General features: G+C 63.5%; 15 protein-coding genes and 1 tRNA gene. 7 read left to right on the forward strand and 9 right to left on the reverse strand.

Features of this window, described 5'->3' with window-relative positions:
* Positions 1 to 32 precede the first annotated feature (32 nt).
* From HQ843_RS12305 to HQ843_RS12335, 7 genes are all read left to right on the forward strand, one after another.
* A tRNA-Arg gene (locus tag HQ843_RS12305) sits at positions 33 to 109 on the forward strand.
* Between the two features lie 339 nt (positions 110 to 448).
* Positions 449 to 1,537: an ABC transporter substrate-binding protein gene (locus HQ843_RS12310; RefSeq protein ID WP_180898042.1), complete on the forward strand. Its 1,089-nt coding sequence runs from the start codon at positions 449 to 451 to the stop codon at positions 1,535 to 1,537.
* Positions 1,534 to 2,589: a FecCD family ABC transporter permease gene (locus tag HQ843_RS12315; protein WP_180898041.1), complete on the forward strand. Its 1,056-nt coding sequence runs from the start codon at positions 1,534 to 1,536 to the stop codon at positions 2,587 to 2,589. The genes HQ843_RS12310 and HQ843_RS12315 overlap by 4 nt, the downstream gene beginning before the upstream one ends.
* A complete protein-coding gene (locus HQ843_RS12320; protein ID WP_180898040.1) occupies positions 2,586 to 3,344 on the forward strand; it encodes an ABC transporter ATP-binding protein in 759 nt (252 codons plus the stop codon). The genes HQ843_RS12315 and HQ843_RS12320 overlap by 4 nt, the downstream gene beginning before the upstream one ends.
* A complete protein-coding gene (locus HQ843_RS12325) occupies positions 3,341 to 4,645 on the forward strand; it encodes a hypothetical protein (RefSeq protein WP_180898039.1) in 1,305 nt (434 codons plus the stop codon). Before HQ843_RS12320 ends, HQ843_RS12325 begins: the two co-directional genes overlap by 4 nt.
* Positions 4,638 to 5,150 carry a hypothetical protein gene (locus tag HQ843_RS12330; RefSeq protein WP_180898038.1) on the forward strand — a complete coding sequence of 171 codons (513 nt, stop codon included), beginning with the start codon at positions 4,638 to 4,640 and terminating at the stop codon, positions 5,148 to 5,150. Before HQ843_RS12325 ends, HQ843_RS12330 begins: the two co-directional genes overlap by 8 nt.
* Positions 5,151 to 5,434: 284 nt before the next feature.
* Complete coding sequence (locus HQ843_RS12335; protein ID WP_180898037.1) at positions 5,435 to 7,342, forward strand: heavy metal translocating P-type ATPase; 1,908 nt, start codon at positions 5,435 to 5,437, stop codon at positions 7,340 to 7,342.
* A 122-nt stretch (positions 7,343 to 7,464) separates the two neighbouring features.
* Here the strand turns inward: HQ843_RS12335 and HQ843_RS12340 are convergent, their stop codons facing one another.
* The 9 genes from HQ843_RS12340 to HQ843_RS12380 form a co-directional block, all read right to left on the reverse strand.
* Positions 7,465 to 8,562: a linear amide C-N hydrolase gene (locus HQ843_RS12340; protein ID WP_180898036.1), complete on the reverse strand. Its 1,098-nt coding sequence runs from the start codon at positions 8,560 to 8,562 to the stop codon at positions 7,465 to 7,467.
* 227 nt (positions 8,563 to 8,789) lie between these two features.
* Positions 8,790 to 9,638, reverse strand: coding sequence for a YrhK family protein (locus HQ843_RS12345; protein ID WP_180898035.1), 849 nt, complete (start codon positions 9,636 to 9,638; stop codon positions 8,790 to 8,792).
* Between the two features lie 24 nt (positions 9,639 to 9,662).
* A complete protein-coding gene (aspT, locus tag HQ843_RS12350) occupies positions 9,663 to 11,351 on the reverse strand; it encodes an aspartate-alanine antiporter (protein WP_180903496.1) in 1,689 nt (562 codons plus the stop codon).
* Positions 11,352 to 11,382: 31 nt separating this feature from the next.
* Positions 11,383 to 12,504: a calcium:proton antiporter gene (locus tag HQ843_RS12355; RefSeq protein WP_180898034.1), complete on the reverse strand. Its 1,122-nt coding sequence runs from the start codon at positions 12,502 to 12,504 to the stop codon at positions 11,383 to 11,385.
* Positions 12,505 to 12,572: 68 nt separating this feature from the next.
* On the reverse strand, positions 12,573 to 14,054 hold the full coding sequence (locus HQ843_RS12360; RefSeq protein WP_180898033.1) for a TolC family protein: 1,482 nt from the start codon (positions 14,052 to 14,054) through the stop codon (positions 12,573 to 12,575).
* Positions 14,051 to 15,898 (reverse strand): FUSC family protein, encoded by a 1,848-nt coding sequence (locus HQ843_RS12365; RefSeq protein ID WP_180898032.1) that lies wholly within the window; start codon positions 15,896 to 15,898, stop codon positions 14,051 to 14,053. Before HQ843_RS12365 ends, HQ843_RS12360 begins: the two co-directional genes overlap by 4 nt.
* Positions 15,882 to 16,916, reverse strand: a complete 1,035-nt coding sequence (gene mdtN / locus HQ843_RS12370) for a multidrug transporter subunit MdtN (RefSeq protein WP_180898031.1) — start codon at positions 16,914 to 16,916, stop codon at positions 15,882 to 15,884. The genes HQ843_RS12365 and mdtN overlap by 17 nt, the downstream gene beginning before the upstream one ends.
* 4 nt (positions 16,917 to 16,920) lie before the next feature.
* Complete coding sequence (locus HQ843_RS12375) at positions 16,921 to 17,115, reverse strand: YtcA family lipoprotein (RefSeq protein WP_246710363.1); 195 nt, start codon at positions 17,113 to 17,115, stop codon at positions 16,921 to 16,923.
* Positions 17,116 to 17,404: 289 nt separating this feature from the next.
* Positions 17,405 to 18,235 carry a porin family protein gene (locus HQ843_RS12380; RefSeq protein WP_180898029.1) on the reverse strand — a complete coding sequence of 277 codons (831 nt, stop codon included), beginning with the start codon at positions 18,233 to 18,235 and terminating at the stop codon, positions 17,405 to 17,407.
* Between the last annotated feature and the right edge of the window lie 2 nt (positions 18,236 to 18,237).

Below are 18,237 nucleotides of genomic sequence, written 5' to 3' on the forward strand. Positions count from 1 at the left end.
TCCGGCTCTCGCTTTTGTATGGAGGGGCGAGTGGTCCCGTAGCTCAGCAGGATAGAGCATCAGATTCCTAATCTGAGGGTCACGCGTTCGAATCGCGTCGGGATCACCATTTTCTTAATGATTTCAATCAGATGATCCACCGTGCGTTACTGTGCGCTTCCAAGGATGGTCCGGTACGGCTGTTTTTGGTGCGTCCACGGTCTTTCTTCGGGCGACCCGAAGCGCGGCGACATGACGTGTTGGAGCCGGCGCGGGCGATTTACTCCAGAGCGACGCGTCCGATTTTTTGGCGGGACGGACGCCGCGTAGCCTCACCAATCTTGTTGCCTCAGACTTTACCTCACCCGCGAGGCCTGTGAGTTGTCTTGCATTCGCCGTTAAAACTTGACTATAAAAGTCACATTAATATAACGCGATCCATGTATCACCTTATTCGTGGGAGACATTGATGAAAGTCTGCAAAGCCTCGGGAATCCTGTCGGGTGCGTTCATTGCTCTGGCCGCGCATGCCGCCATGGCCGATCCGATCGAAATCACCGATCAGGCGGGACGGGAGGTCAGGCTCGAAGGGCCGGCTGAACGGGTCGCTTCAATCCCGATGCCGATGGCATCGACTCTGATCGCAATCGATGGCGGCGTCGAAAAGCAGGTCGGTATGAATCCGGTGGCCAAGCAGGCGGTTCTTGACGGTATTCTGGGCAAGATCTATCCGGAAGCCATCGACATTCCCTCCGATATCACCGCGCCGAATTTCATTCCCAATGTCGAGGAACTGGCGGCCACCAATCCCGACCTCGTCATCCAGTGGGCGGATCGCGGCGATGACCTTGTCGATCCGATCACCAATGCCGGTCTCACCGCCATGCTGATTTCCTACGGCACGGAGGAAAAGACGCGCGAATATATGACGATGTCAGCCAAGGCCATGGGCCGCGAGGACCGTATCGGCCCGCTGATCGAGTGGCGCGAGGACGTGGCCTCGGATGTCGCGAGCAAGGCGTCCGCGATCGCCGACGCAGACAGGCCGAAAGTGCTCTATCTGCAGCGCGCCATGGAAACCCTGATCGCCTCCGGCGCGAAGAACAACTACCACACCTGGTATATCGAGCTGACAGGCGGAACGAGCGCATCGGCTGACCTTGAGGCCAATGGCGTCACGATCAATCCGGAACAGATCGCCGAATGGAACCCCGACGTCATCCTGCTCAACAATTTCGAAAGCGACATTTCGCCGGAGCGGATTTACAACGACCCCATCCTTTCGCTCACCAGCGCGGCGCAGAATCGCAAGGTCTACCGCATGCCGCTGGGCGGCTATCGCTGGGACCCGCCGAACACGGAAAGCCCGCTGACCTGGATGTGGCTCGCCGATCTCCTCCATCCGGATGTCTTCAATTACGATCTGAGGGCCGAGATGAAGAAGGCCTACAAGACCATCTACGACTACGACCTGAGCGAAGAGGATATCGACAACATTCTCTGGGTTGATCGCAACGAGGGTGCAGCCAACTACGACCAGTTCAAGTCGAAGTCATGAGCATGACGGAAGCCGGCGCCCGTCTTCATGGCGGGACCGGCGCTCTCAGGGCGGGTCTGTTTGGGGCGATGCTGGCGGCGCTTGTCGCAGCCTTCATCTTTTCCATCGGGGCAGGGCGGTTTTCGGTCTCGCCCAGCCGGATCGCGGAAATCATCGTGCAATGGATCGCCAACCCGTCCGCGCCGCTTGACAGCATCGACCAGCGCATCGTGCTTCTGGTGCGTATGCCGCGCGTGCTGATCGCGGCCGTCTCGGGCGCAGCCCTTGCTGTCGGGGGCGCGGCGCTTCAGGGTGTCTTCCGCAACCCGCTGGTCTCGCCGCAGGTGCTCGGCATCAGCCAGGGCGCGGCCTTCGGCGGCGCGCTTTCGATCCTGCTCGGCTATGCCGGCGTGACGCTGCTGGGGCTTGCCTTCATCTTCGGCCTCGCGGCTCTCGTTCTGGTGGGTCTTCTCGCCCGCATCAACGGACGCACCGAAATCGTTACCGTTATCCTCTCGGGCATGGTCATCGGGGCGCTGTTCTCGGCACTCGTCTCCGTCGTCCAGTTCATCGCCGATCCCAACACCTCGCTTCCCGCGATCGTCTACTGGCTGATGGGATCGTTTTCGACAGCCACCTGGGCGCGGTTCTGGCTGGGGCTTCCGGGACTTGTTGTTGGCATTGTCGCCGTCTGGTTGTTTCGCTACCGGCTGAACCTGCTTGCGCTGGAGGACACCGAGGCCCGCTCGCTTGGCGTCAATCCGGATCGCGAACGCTGGTATATCTTCGTCGCCACGGCGCTGATGACGGCGACATCCGTCGCGGTTGCCGGCATTATCGGCTGGATCGGCCTTGTCGTACCGCATGCCGCCCGCATTCTTGTCGGCGAGGACCACCGGGTTCTGATACCGGCTTCCGCCATTCTGGGCGCAGCCTATCTCACCTTTGTCGATACGCTTGCCCGCACGCTGACGGCGGCGGAGATACCGCTCGGCGTGCTGACGGCGTTGATCGGCGCGCCGGTGTTCGGCATTCTGCTCAGGCGTCATTTTTCAAAGGCGAACCAGCCATGATCGGACTTGAGGGTGCGGCCGTTTCCTTCGGCAGCCGGGCTATCTTTCGCGATGTCACCTTCGAGGTTCCTGTCGGACGGACCATGGCCATTCTCGGGCCGAACGGTCGCGGCAAGACGACGCTTCTGCGCGCGCTTCTGGGCTTTCAGCCGCTTGCGGCCGGGAAGCGCACCGCGCCGAGGATTGCCGGCTATGTGCCCCAGCATGGCGCTTCGCAGGCGAAACTTTCCGGTCTCGATGTCGTGGTCATGGGGCATGCCGCCCGCATCGGGCTTTTCGGCCAGCCCGGGAAGCGTGATATCGAGGCGGCGCGGGAGGCGCTTGATATTGTGGGTGCCGCCCATCTCGCCGAACAGCGCTACGACCGGATGTCCGGCGGTCAGCGGCAGATGATCCTGATCGCCCGTGCGCTCGCCACCGGTTCGCCGGCGCTCGTCTTTGACGAGCCGACGTCAGCGCTCGATCTTGGCAACCAGTCGAAGACGCTCGATCTTCTGAACATGCTGCGCGCCCGCCGCGACCGGGCGATACTCTTCACTACGCACGACCCCAACCATGCGCTGGCGGCAGCCGATGACGTGCTGCTGATGATGCCGGGCGGGCGTGAAATCAACGGGACAGTCGAGGCAATGATCACGCCGGATCTGCTGAATACGCTCTACGGCGTCGACATGCGCTGGGTGGAAATGGAAGGCCAGACCGGCAGCGCGCGTCGCGCCGTGGTGCCGGCGTTTGCGGGACGCGAATACGCATGACCGTGCTCTATGTGAGATCAACCTTTGAAGGCCCCTCGGAAACCTTCCGCCGTGCCGCGGCCGATGGCTTGCTCGACATCGTCGAACAGAGCGCCCTGAAACCGCAGGATCTGTCGAAATATGGCGGGCTGATCACCTCCAATCAGCTCGATCAGAATGCCATGCTGGAACTCAGGCCGGCGCTGGAAGCCTTTCTAGCAAGGGGCGGGCGCTGGTTCTTCAACGGCCATATGGTGCGCCCTATGGTTGCCGGGATGGAACAGTATCGGCCGATCAGGGCACCGAAACGGGCCGATTTCGACCTCAAGGCCATCAACGCTCATCCGATCTTCGACGGCATCGACCTGAAGAAGCTGGAAACCAACAAGGACGTTGCCGGGTTTTACGGCCGCGGCTGCAATCCGCTTCCCGAAGGAGCGGTCGCCGTCAATGGTCTCGGTCCGGCGCGGGTGCCTGTCGACTGGGTCTGGGAACGACCCGGCGGCGGGCGCATCTTCAGCCATGCCGGCAATGATCTGGCGAGCATGGGGCGCGAATGGGAATTGCCGGCAACTCTTGCCGCCCGCATCGTGAACTGGGCGGCCGGCGGTGCCTGCATCGGGCAGACGACCGCGCAGCCTCTTTCCGAGACCTACCGGGAAGCTCTGGCGGAAGCGGAAGCCTATCGGGGCATGAGAAGCGGCTCGGGCCGTGGGGGGCGTCTGGTGCTGCCATCGTCCGGCTGTTACTACCATATCCACGCGCTGGAAGGCTCGCGCCATGCGCGATATCTGGACGCCATCACCACGCCTGAAGCCTTGCGCGAAACGCTGAGGCCCGAAGACGCGCTGTGGGTGCCGTGTCGCACACCGGCCCAGCGGATGATTGCCGCAAAAGATGTCGTCGCGGCGCATCTTCAGGCTGGCGGGACTGTCGTGGCGCTGGGGGAGAGCCACTCGCATCTCTGGCTGCCGAATGTGGAATTTGTCCCGACGCCGACAAACTGGTGGTGGTGGCTTGAAGAGGGCGCCGATCTCGGCGTGAGGATCGCCGCCCCTGACCATCCGTTGATGGCGGGCATGGGCGATCGGGATGCCACCTGGCATCTGCATGGCTGGTTCACGCCGCCCGAAGGCGCGGACGTCCTGATCCAGGACGGCGAGGGCAGGGCCGTTCTCTATATCGATGAAGTGTCGACGCCGGGGCGGATGATCGTCTCGTCGCTCGACCCGATGTTCCATCACGGATCGCATTTCATGCCGGCGACGACGCGTTTCCTCGACCGGTTCATTCCCAATCTGAAAGATTATCTCGATGCATGACACGATAACGGTTTGCGAAAACGGACGGGAGCTGAGCTTTTCGTTCGATGCCATCATGGCCTATCACGGCGGCGGCTTTCCCGGCGGCGTGGTGCATGGGCTGAAAGCGATGCAGGCAGCGTTTCCGCTTCTCGATGACAAACCGCTTGAGAGGCGCGAAATATCCATTCTCACGGCCTTTACGGGGCCGGGCGGTCGCGATGCGCTGGAAATGGTGACGCGGGCGCTGACCGAAAACCGGCTGGCCGTCTTCCGTGCCCTCGGCGGCAAGGATATCATCACCGATCCGCCCGGACCTTATGTCTTCCGCTTCGCCTATCGCGGAAAGGTCGCGGAAGCGGTGATAAAGCCCGGCCATGTTCGCGAGGAATTCGTGCGGCTTGGCGGCAAGAAGGACAAGACGGCAGACGAAACCGCGCGCCATGAAGCCCTGAAGGCCGAGATGGCGGAGCGCCTTCTGCCGCTTGCCGCCGACGAGATCTACGTCGCGCGACTCGTTGAATGAGCCTTGATCGGTTCTGGTGCCGCAGTTGTTGAACATCGACAGATGTTCATGTCGACTCGAGCCAGTCTATGGGGTTGATCCTCCTTAAGCCATGCCGGGCTGATACAGATCAAGGCGCTGTCCTTGCTTTCAGCGGCGATATGATGTCGTCGCTATGGCAAAGGAAGAGGTGACGCGGCATATAATGCTTGCGACAAACACGCTGCCCAAGAATCCCCGGCACCTTTGTCCGGAAATTCCTGGCTCCTGTGTTTTCAGGCCGTCACCAGAGGCAGATCTCTCACATGAACGCGTGGCTTCCCAATCATCTCAAGACCGCTCTGCTTGCCATTGCGGCGCTCGGGCTGGCTGCGGGGCTCGCGCTCAGGGTGGCCGGCCTTCCAGGGCCGGCGGACTTTGTATGGGCGGCGGGCGTGGCGCCCGTCCTTGCCGCGCTGCTGATCGAGATCGTGCGCGGCCTTTCCAAGGGCGAGGTCGGGCTCGACATCGTGGCGGTTCTGTCAATGTCGGCCGCCCTGCTTGTCGGCGAGACTCTCGCGGCGGCGGTGGTGGCCGTGATGTATTCGGGCGGCACCTTTCTCGAGAGCTTTGCCGAAGGCCGCGCCCGCCGCGAAATGAGCGATCTTCTGTCCCGCGTTCCACGAACCGCGACGCGGTACAGCAATGGCGCGCTGGATGAGGTGCCATTGAACGCCATCGCGCCGGGCGATCTTCTGTTGATACGTCAGGGCGATGTCGCATCCGTTGACGGCACGGTCGAAAGCGACCGGGCCGTGCTGGATCAGTCGGCGCTGACGGGCGAAGCCATGCCTGTGCGTCTGGACAGGGGCCAGGATGTGATGAGCGGCTCCACCAATGCGGGCGAAGCGTTCGATCTGCGGGCAACGCGGCGGGCCGCCGAAAGCACCTATGCCGGGATCGTCCGGCTGGTCGAGGCGGCGCAGGCGTCGAAGGCTCCGATGGCCCGCATGGCCGACCGCTGGTCGCTGATATTTCTCGCCGTGACCCTTGCCCTTGCATCGGCGGCGTGGTGGTCAACCGGCGACCCGATCCGCGCCGTTGCGGTTCTGGTCGTGGCCACACCCTGCCCGCTGATCCTGGCCGTGCCGGTGGCGCTGGTCGCAGGCATGTCGCGGGCGGCCCAGTTCGGCGTTCTGATCAAGGGCGCAAAGCCGCTGGAGGCGCTGGCGCGGATCAAGACGCTGATTCTCGACAAGACCGGCACGCTGACCGACGGACGCCCGCAACTCGTATCAATCAAGACGCTTGGCGATATGTCGGAGGACGAGGTCCTGTATTTCGCCGCCGCCCTCGATCAGGCGTCGAAACACCCGATTGCTCAGGCCATCGTCTCTGCGGCCCAGCAGCGTGACGCCATCCTGCCGGTTCCGGAAAACGTGGTCGAGATGCCCGGCGAAGGCGTTTCGGGAACCATCGGGGGCCGGAAGGCGGTGGTCGGGGGCGCGCGTTTCGTCGCCTCTCAGGGCGGGAAGGCTGACGCCGACAGCGCGGTCACGGCGGCGGGTTCCGTTGTCGTCTCGCTTGCGGTCGACGGAAAGCTCATGGGGCATCTGGTGATGGCGGATGCGTTGCGGTCGGGCACCGCCGGGCTTCTGGCAGGACTGCGCCGGCAGGGGATCACGCGCATCCTGTTGGCGACCGGGGATCGCCGGGCGGTGGCAGAGGCCGTGACCGACGGTTTGGGGCTTGATGCGGTTCGAGCCGAATTGACGCCGGACCAAAAGGTGCTTCTGGTTCTGACCGAGCGCAAGAACGGTCCGGTGATGATGGTCGGCGACGGCGTCAACGACGCGCCAGCGCTGGCCGCGGCCGATATCGGGGTCGCCATGGGCGCGCGCGGAGCCGCAGCCTCGGCAGAGGCTGCGGACGTGGTTCTGCTGGTCGACAGCCTTGACCACCTGCTGTCGGGGATCGAGATCGCCCGGCGATCGCGCAGGATCGCGCTTGAAAGTGTCGCGGTCGGTATTGGCCTTTCCGTTGCGGGGATGATTGCCGCTGCCTTCGGGTATCTGACGCCCGTCCAGGGCGCGATGCTTCAGGAATTGATAGACGTTGCCGTCATCCTGAACGCGCTCCGTGCGTTGAGGATCATGCCAACTCAGGCGGCGAAATCCGGAGACCCGAACCAAGTGGGCCACGAGGCGCCGGATTTGAAGACTCATACTGTATGAGCCGATCGCCGCATTCCGAAATGCTGATGGCGCAGCTTGAATAGGCCGGTCGCCAACGGTAGCGGAGGCAATCATGCGAAGCCGCAGAGCGCTTCCCCTTACCGGCTTGCCGAAAGCAACGGTCAGTGCGCAACCATGAGCCCGCGAGCGTCGGATGCGTGTTGGCCGAGCGCCTCGAGCGGAATGATTTTCGGCGCGGACACCTGCTCCTTCAGCGTGGACAAATCGAACCTTACATATCCCAGGCTGTTATAGGTCCGAACGAAGAAAGCGCCGCGGGCAAGGTCGATCAGCGTGATCCAGGAGGTGTATTCGGTGATGAATTCGGGCGGGGTTTCGGAGGACTGGCCCGTGAGGTCGCCGGCTGATTTGGTCAGCGCGCTGGCTTTCGCGCTCGAATAGATCGACGCGCCCTTGGGACGATCGAACTTGTTCATCACGTGGCCAAGCTGTCTGATGGTCGCTTCCTGGCCGTCCGTCTTCTCGGAGAAATTGGCATAATAGACCGCGCGCACGAAGCGATCGACGGCGGTGTCGGATGAAGGCAGCGTGACCGTGGCGATGCCTGAATCCGGCTGGATGAAGTCCTGGCCGAGAAACGTCGCGTTCGAATGGTCGACATTGCTCAGATGCGTGTAGTTGTTGAGGTTCGTCAGGTGCCAGTCGAAGCGCGGGCTGTTGGTCATCACGCCTGTCGGATTGTCAAACACATGGCGCTCGCCGTCGAAGAACTCGATCACGATGGATGCGCCGGTCTTGTCGTGAACGGTGTAGTGGAAGGGCGGCACGCCGCCGCCGAGGGCCGCGAGCGGATCGACGAGAACGGGTTGTTCTTCCAGCGCGGCCTTGACCTCGGCGACGCTTGAAAACCGCGCCAGCATCCAGGCGCCGAGATCGATGGCGGAGAGCACGGGCACGTCGGCAGCGAAGGTGTCATCCGGGCCATGGGTTTCGGAAAAGGCGAGCAGGCTGAAGTTGAGGCCGGCTTCGTTCAACCCCTCGACAACCTTGAGGTCTTCCGCGCTGCCGTTGGGCACGACGATGCCGAACACATCATATTTGCAGTCGTAATTCAGCGGCGCGTGGTCGCCGGCTTTCGATGAAAGCCGCGTGCCCTTTGGAAGGTACGCGACGAGATAGGGCAGTTCCACCGGCAGTTCGAGCGTACGCCCGGCATAAACGGAGCCTGAAAGGTCTTTGAGAAGAAGCGATGTGCACATGGAGTCCTCTTTGGAGCTTCGCTGGACTGATGGTGTGTGTCGGTTGCGGCTGAAGGTTTAGATTAGCGTGACGGCGTGTTTTGGTGCACTGTCCGATTGAACAGTCGCGCGTGGTCAAGGCATCGCCCTGCTGCCGGCGCAAAGATTGCGTTTTTGCGGGTTCGGGTGATTTCCGGCATCTGATTTCCCCCTTGTTCGTTTGGTTTCAGCATATCAGACGCCATTTTTCAATGCGCCGCATGGCGTGCCTCGACCATGCTCAGACCGGCCGCGACGAAGAAGCAGAGCGCCCCGAACCAGAGATTGGCGTTGGAGGCGTCGAGCGCCCATTGCGGGTCCTTGCCGCGGGGCACATAGGCGACCATCGACGCGATCATGAAGGCGATGCAGCCGAGCAGGTTGATCGCGACGATCCACCAGGCGATCTCGCGGCGCGGCCGGACATTATGCGCATGGCTGGTCTCGATATAGGCGAGATAGGCCGAGACCAGGAACAGCACCGAGCCGATCATGCCGGGCAGCCAGATCACGGCGTTCTGCATCAGCCAGCCGGTGGGCGCGTTCAGGGCATCGAAGGTGTTGAAGTTGAAGGCGATCGTGCCGGCGAACTGGGTCGCCGCGCTGATCCAGCCGGCGCTCTTCGGGTCCCATCCCAGAAGGGAAGGCCTCTTGCTGCCGCTGGTATAGTCGTCATCGGCATTGGCCGCCTGGAAAAGCTGCAGGTAGGCGGCGGTCGTGAACGGTATCGACCCGGCGAAGAATGTGACATTGGCCGTCCAGTCCGGCAGGCCCCGGGTCAGCGCCGGAAACAGCGACAGCACGCTGCCGAGCATGAACAGGAACGAGCCGATGACGAAGACGAGGCCCATGATCCAGTTGTAGCGCGCGGTATGCCATGGCGCGGCGCGGGTGTGCTCCAGCGCGCGGCGCTCCCGGAACAGGCCCTTGCGGTGGTCGCGGGCAAGCCACAGAACCGGCCGGCCGGCCCTGTGATAGCGGCGCAGGGTAACGAACGGCCAGGGTCCGCGCGCCTCTTCATGAGGCTTTGTCGCGGCGTTCCGGGTTTTCTGTTTCATGGCTTCGGCTCGCGACGTTTTCATTTAGCTGATCAGCACGATCACGATGCCGAACAGGGTCAGGATCGTACTCGAGGTCGCGTAGGGGACCGAGAAGCCGAGGGAGGGGATCTGGCTTTCCGCCTTGTCGGTGATCATGCCGAGGGGGGCAGCGGCCGTGCGCGCGCCGGCGCAGCAGCCGAGCAGGATCGCGTCGTCGAAGCGGAAGATGTATTTGCCGATATAGATCGACAGCAGCATCGGGAGTGCCGCCGCGAAGATGCTCCACAGCACGAAGATAAAGCCGAGTTCCTTCAGCCCCGCAAGAACGCTCGGCCCCGCTGAAAGCCCAACGACGGCGATGAACATGTTGAGCCCGATCGAGTTCATGAACCAGGTCGTTGCCTGCGGCACCCGCCCGAACGCCGGACGGATCGAGCGCAGCCAGCCGAACAGCAGGCCGACGATCAGCACGCCGCCGGCCGTCGACAGCGTCAGTGGAACGGAGCCGACTCTCAGCGTGAGCGAACCGATCAGCGCGCCGACGATGATCGCGGCCGCGATGAAGGCGATGTCGGCGCGATTGGTCTCGCGGTCGAGATAGCCGAACTTGCGCGCCACCGCCGAAATATCCGCCGAGCGCCCGACGACGGTGACGACGTCGCCGCGGTAGAGCCGGGTGTCGGGCAGGATCGGAATGTCGACGGACATGGCGCCGCGCCGGATCCCGGTCAGGAAGATCCCCCGCGTCTCGGGCATGTGGGCGAGTTCGGCAAGCGACTTGCGGTGGATGTTCTTCGCCGTCACCAGAATGTCCGTGCCCTCGACCTGTACGCCCAGAAGCTCCGCGTCATCGATCTCGGCCAGCACCCTGCCGATCTCGCCGAGCAGCACGTGGCGCTCGCCCGCGAATGCCAGCACGTCGCCCGGTTCGAGCACCGTGTCGGCGGTCGCCTCGGTGATCGCGCCGTTGCGCCGCAGGCGGGCAATGAACAGGCGGTGCCCCTTGAAGAAGTGCTCGGCCGCGAAGATCGTCAGGCCGTTCAGCGGCGACTGCTCGTCGACGCGGTAGGCGCGCGCGACATACTGGTGCCAGGCCGTGCCCCTGCCGCTGCGGTCGCTTCCTCCGCCCACCCGGCGGACATAGTCGCGGCAGGCGGCGGCGATGTCGACCCGCATCAGCTTCGGGCCCAGTATGCCGAGTATCACCACCGAGCCGAACGTGCCGATGACGTAGCTGATCGAGAAGGCGGCCGGCAGGATGCTGTCCGCGCTGGCCCTGGCCGCGGCGGTGATCGAAGATTGGGAGATCGCGGTCTGGGAGAGGCCGAGGGCGGAAGATGTCGTGGTCGAGCCGGCGTATAGCCCGGCGGCGATGCCGACATCATATCCGGCAAGCCGGACGGCAAGGTAGACGGCGCCGAGGCTCATGAGGCAGACGAGGGCTGCGAACGCCGCCTGCTGCAGGCCGCCGGAAAACAGCCCGCGCACGAATTGCGGCCCGGCGCTGTAGCCGACGGCGAACAGGTAGAACACGAAGAAGATGGTCTTGACGTCGTTGGAGACGGTGATGCCGATCTGGCCGATCACCAGCGCCGCCAGAAGCGTCGCCGTGACATCGCCGAGCGATATTCCCGCGATCTTGACCCGTCCCAGGGTGTAACCTGCGAAGAGGGCGAGGAAGAGCGGGATTTCGACGTTGTCGCGCAGTGTGGTTGCCAGCCAGTCAAGCATTGTTGCATGTGCTCCGTTGGTTGTCGCCCCTTCAGGGCACCAGTGCCAGAAGGACGAAGACGACGAAGATGACGAGGTGGACCGCCCCCTGCAGCACCGTCGTCCGTCCCGTGCCAAGCGTGAGCGTGCTGACAAACAGGGTGAGCAGCAGCATCACCATCTGTTCCGGCTCGAGGCCGAGAGTGATCTGCTGGCCGATGAAGATCGAAACCAGCGCGACGATCGGGATCGACATGCCGATGCTGGCGAGCGCTGAGCCCAGAACCAGATTGATGCTCTGCTGGATCCGGTTGCGCGCCGCCGCCTGCACCGAGGAAATCCCTTCCGGCAACAGGACGAGCGCCGCGATCACGACGCCGACCAGGGCGTGCGGCAGGCCGGCGGAGGAGATGGCGAGGTCGAGCGGGTGTGACAGGGCCTCGGCAAGCAGGATGACCACCAGCAGTGATACCGGCAGCATCACGGCGCTGATCGCCGTCATCCGCGCGGATGGTTTTTCTGGGTGTTCGGGAAAGAAATCCTCGCCGTGAGAAGCATCCGTCGCGGCGGCCTCGGGTTCATCGACGAAGTAATTGCGGTGGCGCACGGTCTGGACGAACAGGAACACGCCGTAAAGAACAAGGCAGCACAGGCTGATGACCAGAAGCTGTGCCCAGGAATATTGCCGGTCCGCGCCGGAGATCGCGAAATTGGGAAGCACGAAGGCGAGCGTCGAGAGCGTGCCGAGCACGGCGAGTGCGGCGGAAGCGGCAGGCAGCTTGAAGGTCTGTTCGTGATATATCCTGCCGCCGCGCACGAGGCAGAGGCCGATGATCCCGTTCAGGACGATCATCACGGCCGCGAATACCGTGTCGCGGGCGACTTCTTCCGCGCCTTCGATGCCGGAGAGCATGATCGAGATGATCAGCGCGACCTCGATCAGCGTCACGCAGCAGGCGAGGATGATCGAGCCCATCGGCTCGCCAAGACGCGCGCCCAGCACCTCGGCATGCAGCACGGAGGCAAACACCGAACCGCCGAGAAGCAGGACGGCCGGAAGCACGAACAGCATGGCGGTTTCGTGCAGGATGCCCACCATTTCAAGTGCCGCCCACACCAGGGCGGCGATGGGCAGCAACAGGCTCCACAAGGGGATCGAACTGCGGGCGTGCATGCGTTTCTCTCTTCCCGGCTCTCAATGCTTCGCTCTGTCCCGGCGTATCGCGAGGAGCGGCTTTTGCGTTATCGTGGCGTCGTCGCTGCGGTCGATGTGCCGAGCACGAAGGCGAGATTGGCGGCGGCGGTGAATGCGGCCTCGCGCGCATCGCCCTCGGCGAGCTGCGCGTCGAGCAGGCCGTTCTGCGCCGTGGCGAGCGCCGAAACCGTGCCGACGCCGCTCTGGTAGGATTCCAGCGCGGAATCATAGGTCTTGTAGGCCGCCTGCCGGAGCTTGACGGCGGAATCATTGGCCTGGATCGCCGTGGTTAGCGCATTGGAGGCGACCACGATTTCGCGGGCGGCGGCATCTTTCAACTGGTCGAAACTGCGCTCGGCGGCCTCGACCCGGCTCTGGGCCTGCTTCAGATTGGCATCGCGCATGCCGGCGTCGTAGAGCGGGATCGTGGCGCCGAACATGATGTTGCCGTTGAGACCGTTGTTTTCCACGGCCGGCAGGCCGGCGGCGTCGAGCTCGGTCTGGTAGGTGGACAGCGTTCCGAAAACGCCGATCTTCGGCATGAAGTCGGATTTCGCCTTCCTGACGCCCTGGCGGCTCGCCTCCAGCGCGGCATAGCCGGCGAAGATATCGGGCCGGTTGGCAAGCGCGATCTCGATCATCGTCTGGGTCGGCATGTTCGCGGCGGCGGGAAGCCGCCGGTCTTTGGTATCCACGATCTTCAGCTTCGTCATCGGCGACACGCCGATGGCGCCGAGCAGCGCCTGATAGGTATCCTGTTCGCCGCCGCGCGCCTGGACCACGCGCAGTTCCTCCTGCGCCACGATCTGCTCGGCCTGGGCGAGATCGACCGAGGTCGCGAGCCCGCGCTCGCGCCGGGCCTTGATCGCGTCGTAAACGGTGCGGCTGTTGGCAAGCGCCTGGCTGGCGGCGCGGCTGTGGGCGCGGGCGGCGTTGTAATCGTGGAAGGCGCTCGTGACCTCGAAGGTCAGGCGCTGGTGGGTGGCGTTGAACTGGTAGTTCGCGGCAAGCGACAATTGCTTCGCGCCTTCCACGACCGCGCTGCGGCCGCCGAAGTCGAAGGCAAGCCATTGCAACGCCATGAATGGCACGACGCCGTTAATATTGGAGTTGAAATAGGCGCTGCCGCCGATCGGGATCGGAAGCTCGGCGGCATTGTCATTGCTGCCGCCGATGACATTGGCGGTGATCACGGGCAGATAGGTCGCGTCAGCCATGCCGACGGCAAGGGCTGCCTGCCGGGCCTGTTCCCAGGCCACGCGGGTATCGGGATTGGTCCGCTGGGCGAGGTCGATCAGTTGCGGCAGGCTGTAGACCTTGCTCTCGTCCACCGCCGGGGCGGTGAGCGCCAGCGCTCCGCTCGCCTCGGCCTGCCGGCGCATTTCGCCTGCCTCGCCATCGGCCGGTTGCCATTGCTTATCCGGGGATTGCGGCGCAAGCGCGAGCGTATCGGCGACGCAGCCGGAGAGCGCCAACATCAAGGCAAGCAACATGCCGCTGCCCAGGGCAGGCATGAGGTGTCGTTTCATCGGCTCTCTCCCGTTCCCGCCTCGTCCATCACGGCCGCTTCTTCTGTTCCGGCGGTTTGCCCGGCGTCCAGTCGTTGTTCCGCGACAGCCAGCGTGGTCCGCGTCTCGTCATCGACCCCGGGCCTGAAGTAAAGCGCCAGCGACAGGTTCCCCAACAGGGCGGCATCATGGCGATAACCCTCGCGCTCCATTTTGCCCGGACGCATATGTCGCGGTTCATAGGAGGCCATGTCAACCGCTTCGCGGATGACGCCGAGATCCGACTGGATCGATGCGAGAAGCCCGGTCGAGGCCTGACGCACCGATCCTTCCGCGCCCGCAAGCGACTTCAGCTTGGCGATGGCCGCCGCCGTGCGCCGCTTGACCTCGTCCTTGACGCTGACCGGCCAGATATTGGTGAATATCACATAGACCACGGCATTGCCGAGCAGGATGCCGATGATGCGGTCGCTGGCGGCGCTCAGGCTGGTGCCGGGGCCGAAGCCCTGGATCACCGTCAGCAGGAAGGCGAGCGCGATCTGGACGCCGCCATAGGAAATGCGCTCATTGCCTGTGGAAACCCAGGCGGCAAGCGAAACCACGGCGAAGATCAGGAAGGCCAGCCCGCCGACCGAATCGAGCTGCGGTATCACGAACAGGATGGCGATCAGGCCGAAAAACGCGCCGATCAGGCAGCCGGTGATCCGCAGAACCAGCTTGTGGACCGTGTCGCCGGTGGTGCCGAGCGCCGCGACATAGCAGGTGATCATCGCGGTGTGGATGCCCTGCCAGTCGATCGCGGTGTAGATGAAGAAGCAGGTGACGGCGGCAAGCGTGGTCTTCAGCGCGAAATGCAGGTGGCGGGGGCTCGAGAAGATATCGGGCGCGACCGGCGGGTCGACCACGGGGGCGCCTTTTTCGAGCGGCGCCACGCGGGCGAGGTCCGCGAGCGTGCCGGCAACCGCTTCGAGTTCCGCCGGACTGTCCGCCGTCACCGCGGGAAGGTCTTTTCTGGAAAGCACGGCGTCGGCGAGCGCGCGGCAGTCGGTAGCCAAGCGCTGACGCGCCGCGCCTTCGTCATGGCCGTCCTCCGGCAGGGCCGAGACGGCCAGCATCAGGCGATAGCTGTGGGACTGGGTCCGTTCCAGAAACGCGTAGGCGGGGCCGCGAAGGATCGAGAGCAGCTTGATCAGCAGAAGCCGCTTTTCCTGCTCGGCGGTACCCTCGCCGATGAGTTCGATCAGCCTTTCCCGGGCATAGGCGTCTCCCTCCAGTGCAGCCGCGGATATTTCCAGCCGCTCGGCTATGGCCTCGCGCAGCAGTTTCTGCGGCGGGATGCCGAACAGGAGATTATACACCGCCATCACCGCCATCGGCACGAACACCATCGCCCAGGCATAAAGCACGGCCCGGGTCGCGACCTCTCCGATCGGCACATTGCCGAGCAGGGTCAGAACGAAGGCGATCACGAGGGCGACGATGCCGGCCTGCTCGCCGGCCTTGGTGGCGGAATCGAGATAGAGGAAGATGAACGAGGCGATCACGATCGCGGCGATCTGCGCCGGTGGATGGTCGATCGTGAGGTTGATGATGCCGATCAGCAGAAAGACCACGAAGCTGACAGCGATGATGATGCCGATGCCGGTGACGACATTCTCTGCGGCATTGGCGCGCATCAGGAAGATCACGAGATAGCAGCCGATGGCGGCTTCCGGGAAATGGTACATCATCGACAGCACGGTCGAGATCGCGCAGATCGCGCCGATCGACAATGACAGCCGCAGCCGTCCCGGAAACGGCATCAGGTCTTCGATCAGGCGGTGCGACCGCCGCCTGAAGTCGCTGCGCTCAGCAGTGCTCGCCATGGCGAACCACTGTCGAGGCGGATGCGCCGATGCGCATCAGGTTTTCCGGGGGGTCTATGAGCTTGATGCGCACCGGGAAGCGCTGCGCGATCCTGACCCAGTCAAGTTCCTTCGGCACATAGGGAAGGGCGCTCGGAATATCGATCGCGCCGCCCGAGATCACGCCCCATCCGATGCCCTGGACCACGCCCTTCACCTCGACGGAACGGTCGGCCATGACATAGACCGAGGCGCAGGTGCCAGCTGTCAGGTTTTTCAGCTCCGCTTCCCTATAGAGCGCCGAAGCGTACCACTCGCCGGTGTTGACAAGCGTGAACAGCGGCGCGCCGGAGGCGACGAACTGGCCGCTCGATGTTGTCAAACCCACGACCCGGCCATCATGCGGGGCGTAGATCCTGGTGTTGGCGAGATTGTGCCGGGCGATGTCGAGCGCCGCCCTGCGGCTCTGGATCAGGGCCAGCGTTTCCTCCGGGGACGAGACCAGCGCGTCGGCCGCCTTGCTCTGCTGCAACGCCTGTTCGAGAGATACTTCTGCATCGCGCTTGGCCGTGCGCGCATCCTGCACTTCCTGATCGGTGATGTAGCCCTTGGGTTGGAGCGGCAGCAGGCGGTCGAGGGTTTCCTGCGCGAGTTCGAGATTGACTCGGGCGCGTTCGATCTGCTGCAGGGCGATCTCCGCATTGGCCCCTTCCGCCTCGATATTGCGTTTCTGGGTTTCGTGCATCGCCTCGGCGGCCTTCAGGTCGCCTTCGGCCTGGACCACGAGCAGCCGGTAGGACTCATCGTCGATCTCGAAAAGCAATTGCCCCTTTTCGACCCTGTCGTTTTCCGAGACAAGGATCTGCGATATCCGGCCGGGCACGGTCGAGGAAATCTGGGTGATCGGGGCCGTCAGCGTCGCGTCCTGCGACAGGATATCGGCGCCCATGCGCGCCATGTGCTTCCAGCCGAGAAAGGCGGTCGCGCCAATGACGACGATGGGGATCAGGGCGAGTGCCGCGGTCTTGGGGCTCAGCATGGCTCTACCGTCCGAACAGGATGAGGGATGAGGCAAGCCCGATGGCGATTGCCAGGAAAAGGTAGACGATCACCCGAACGGGCATCACATCATCGAGCCCGACCTTGATGAACACGAGCCTGACGATGATCGATCCGAAAATGCCGATAAGGGAACAGGCGATCCAGGACGGGAAATAGGCGCCAAAGAAGGGAATCACGGGGCTGCCGTCCGCAGACGCGCAAGACGACAGAAGTAGTCCCGCCATGAGCAGGAGCATTGGACCAGTTATACGCACGCAAGCACCCAGCTTGTTTTTATGTCACTTCCGCCGTCGAGGGTTGTGGCGCAACGACGAGTATCCTGCATAGCAGGAAAGCCTGTCAACCGTCAGGGCTGACAGTCTCTAGAGCATTTCGCAGTCAGGTGGAGCCACCTGGCGTCCGTGAAAATTCGTCAAAACAAATAGATAGAGCATTTCTGGTGATCCCGTTTTCACCGGAAATGCTCTAGAACCTGAAGCTCAGCCCGAGCGTCGGGCCCTGCAGAACCGTATCGAAAACATGTCCGTCGTCATCATAGTCGATGGACATGTACCTGTAGCCGAAGGACAGGGCGGTCGCCCTGGTGATTTGGTAATTGACCGTCGCCATCGCCTGCCAGGTCAGGTCCGAGCCCACCGAGAAACCGCCGACATCGGCCTGGCCCACAAGGCTGACGCGGTCTCCGAAATCATAGGCCATCCTGAAGCCGAGCGCGGGATCGATCCAGCCGAAATCGCTTTTCGCGCTGTAGCCGAGCGGGACCGACGGGATGACGGCGGAGACCTCCGTGGTGAGACGCTCGAAGCGGATGCCGCCGAGCGCATCGAGGCGGAAGTCATCGGTGTCGGCAAGGCGCACCGCGCCGAACAGCGCGCCGGTGAAGATCGTGCTGTCGACGCTGACATCGATACCCGGCACGGTGATGCCGTAGGCGGGAATGGTTACCGGGCCGGAGGCCTCGCTCTCGGAGGTGTCGACATACATGAGGTCGGCGTAGAACCCGAACCTTCCATTGGTCCCCCAGGCATTGGCGAAACCGGCAAGGTTCAGCTCTTCCAGGATATCCGAGAAGCTGCTGTCGATATGAACGGTGGGTGCCCGCCGGAAGGGCGAGACGTTTCCCGACATGCCGGTCATCCAGACATAGGGCGTGACTTCGAAATGCCAGCCGTCACCCGGCGTTTCGGCGACGGGCGCCGGCGAAGGCGGGGCGGCGGCCAGGTCTGCCGCGCCGGCCGCCACCGGACCCGCGAATGCCGACAAGGCGAATAGAACGGACGTCAAACATGTGCGCATTG

The organism is Martelella sp. NC20 (genome assembly GCF_013459645.1).
GTDB lineage: Bacteria > Pseudomonadota > Alphaproteobacteria > Rhizobiales > Rhizobiaceae > Martelella.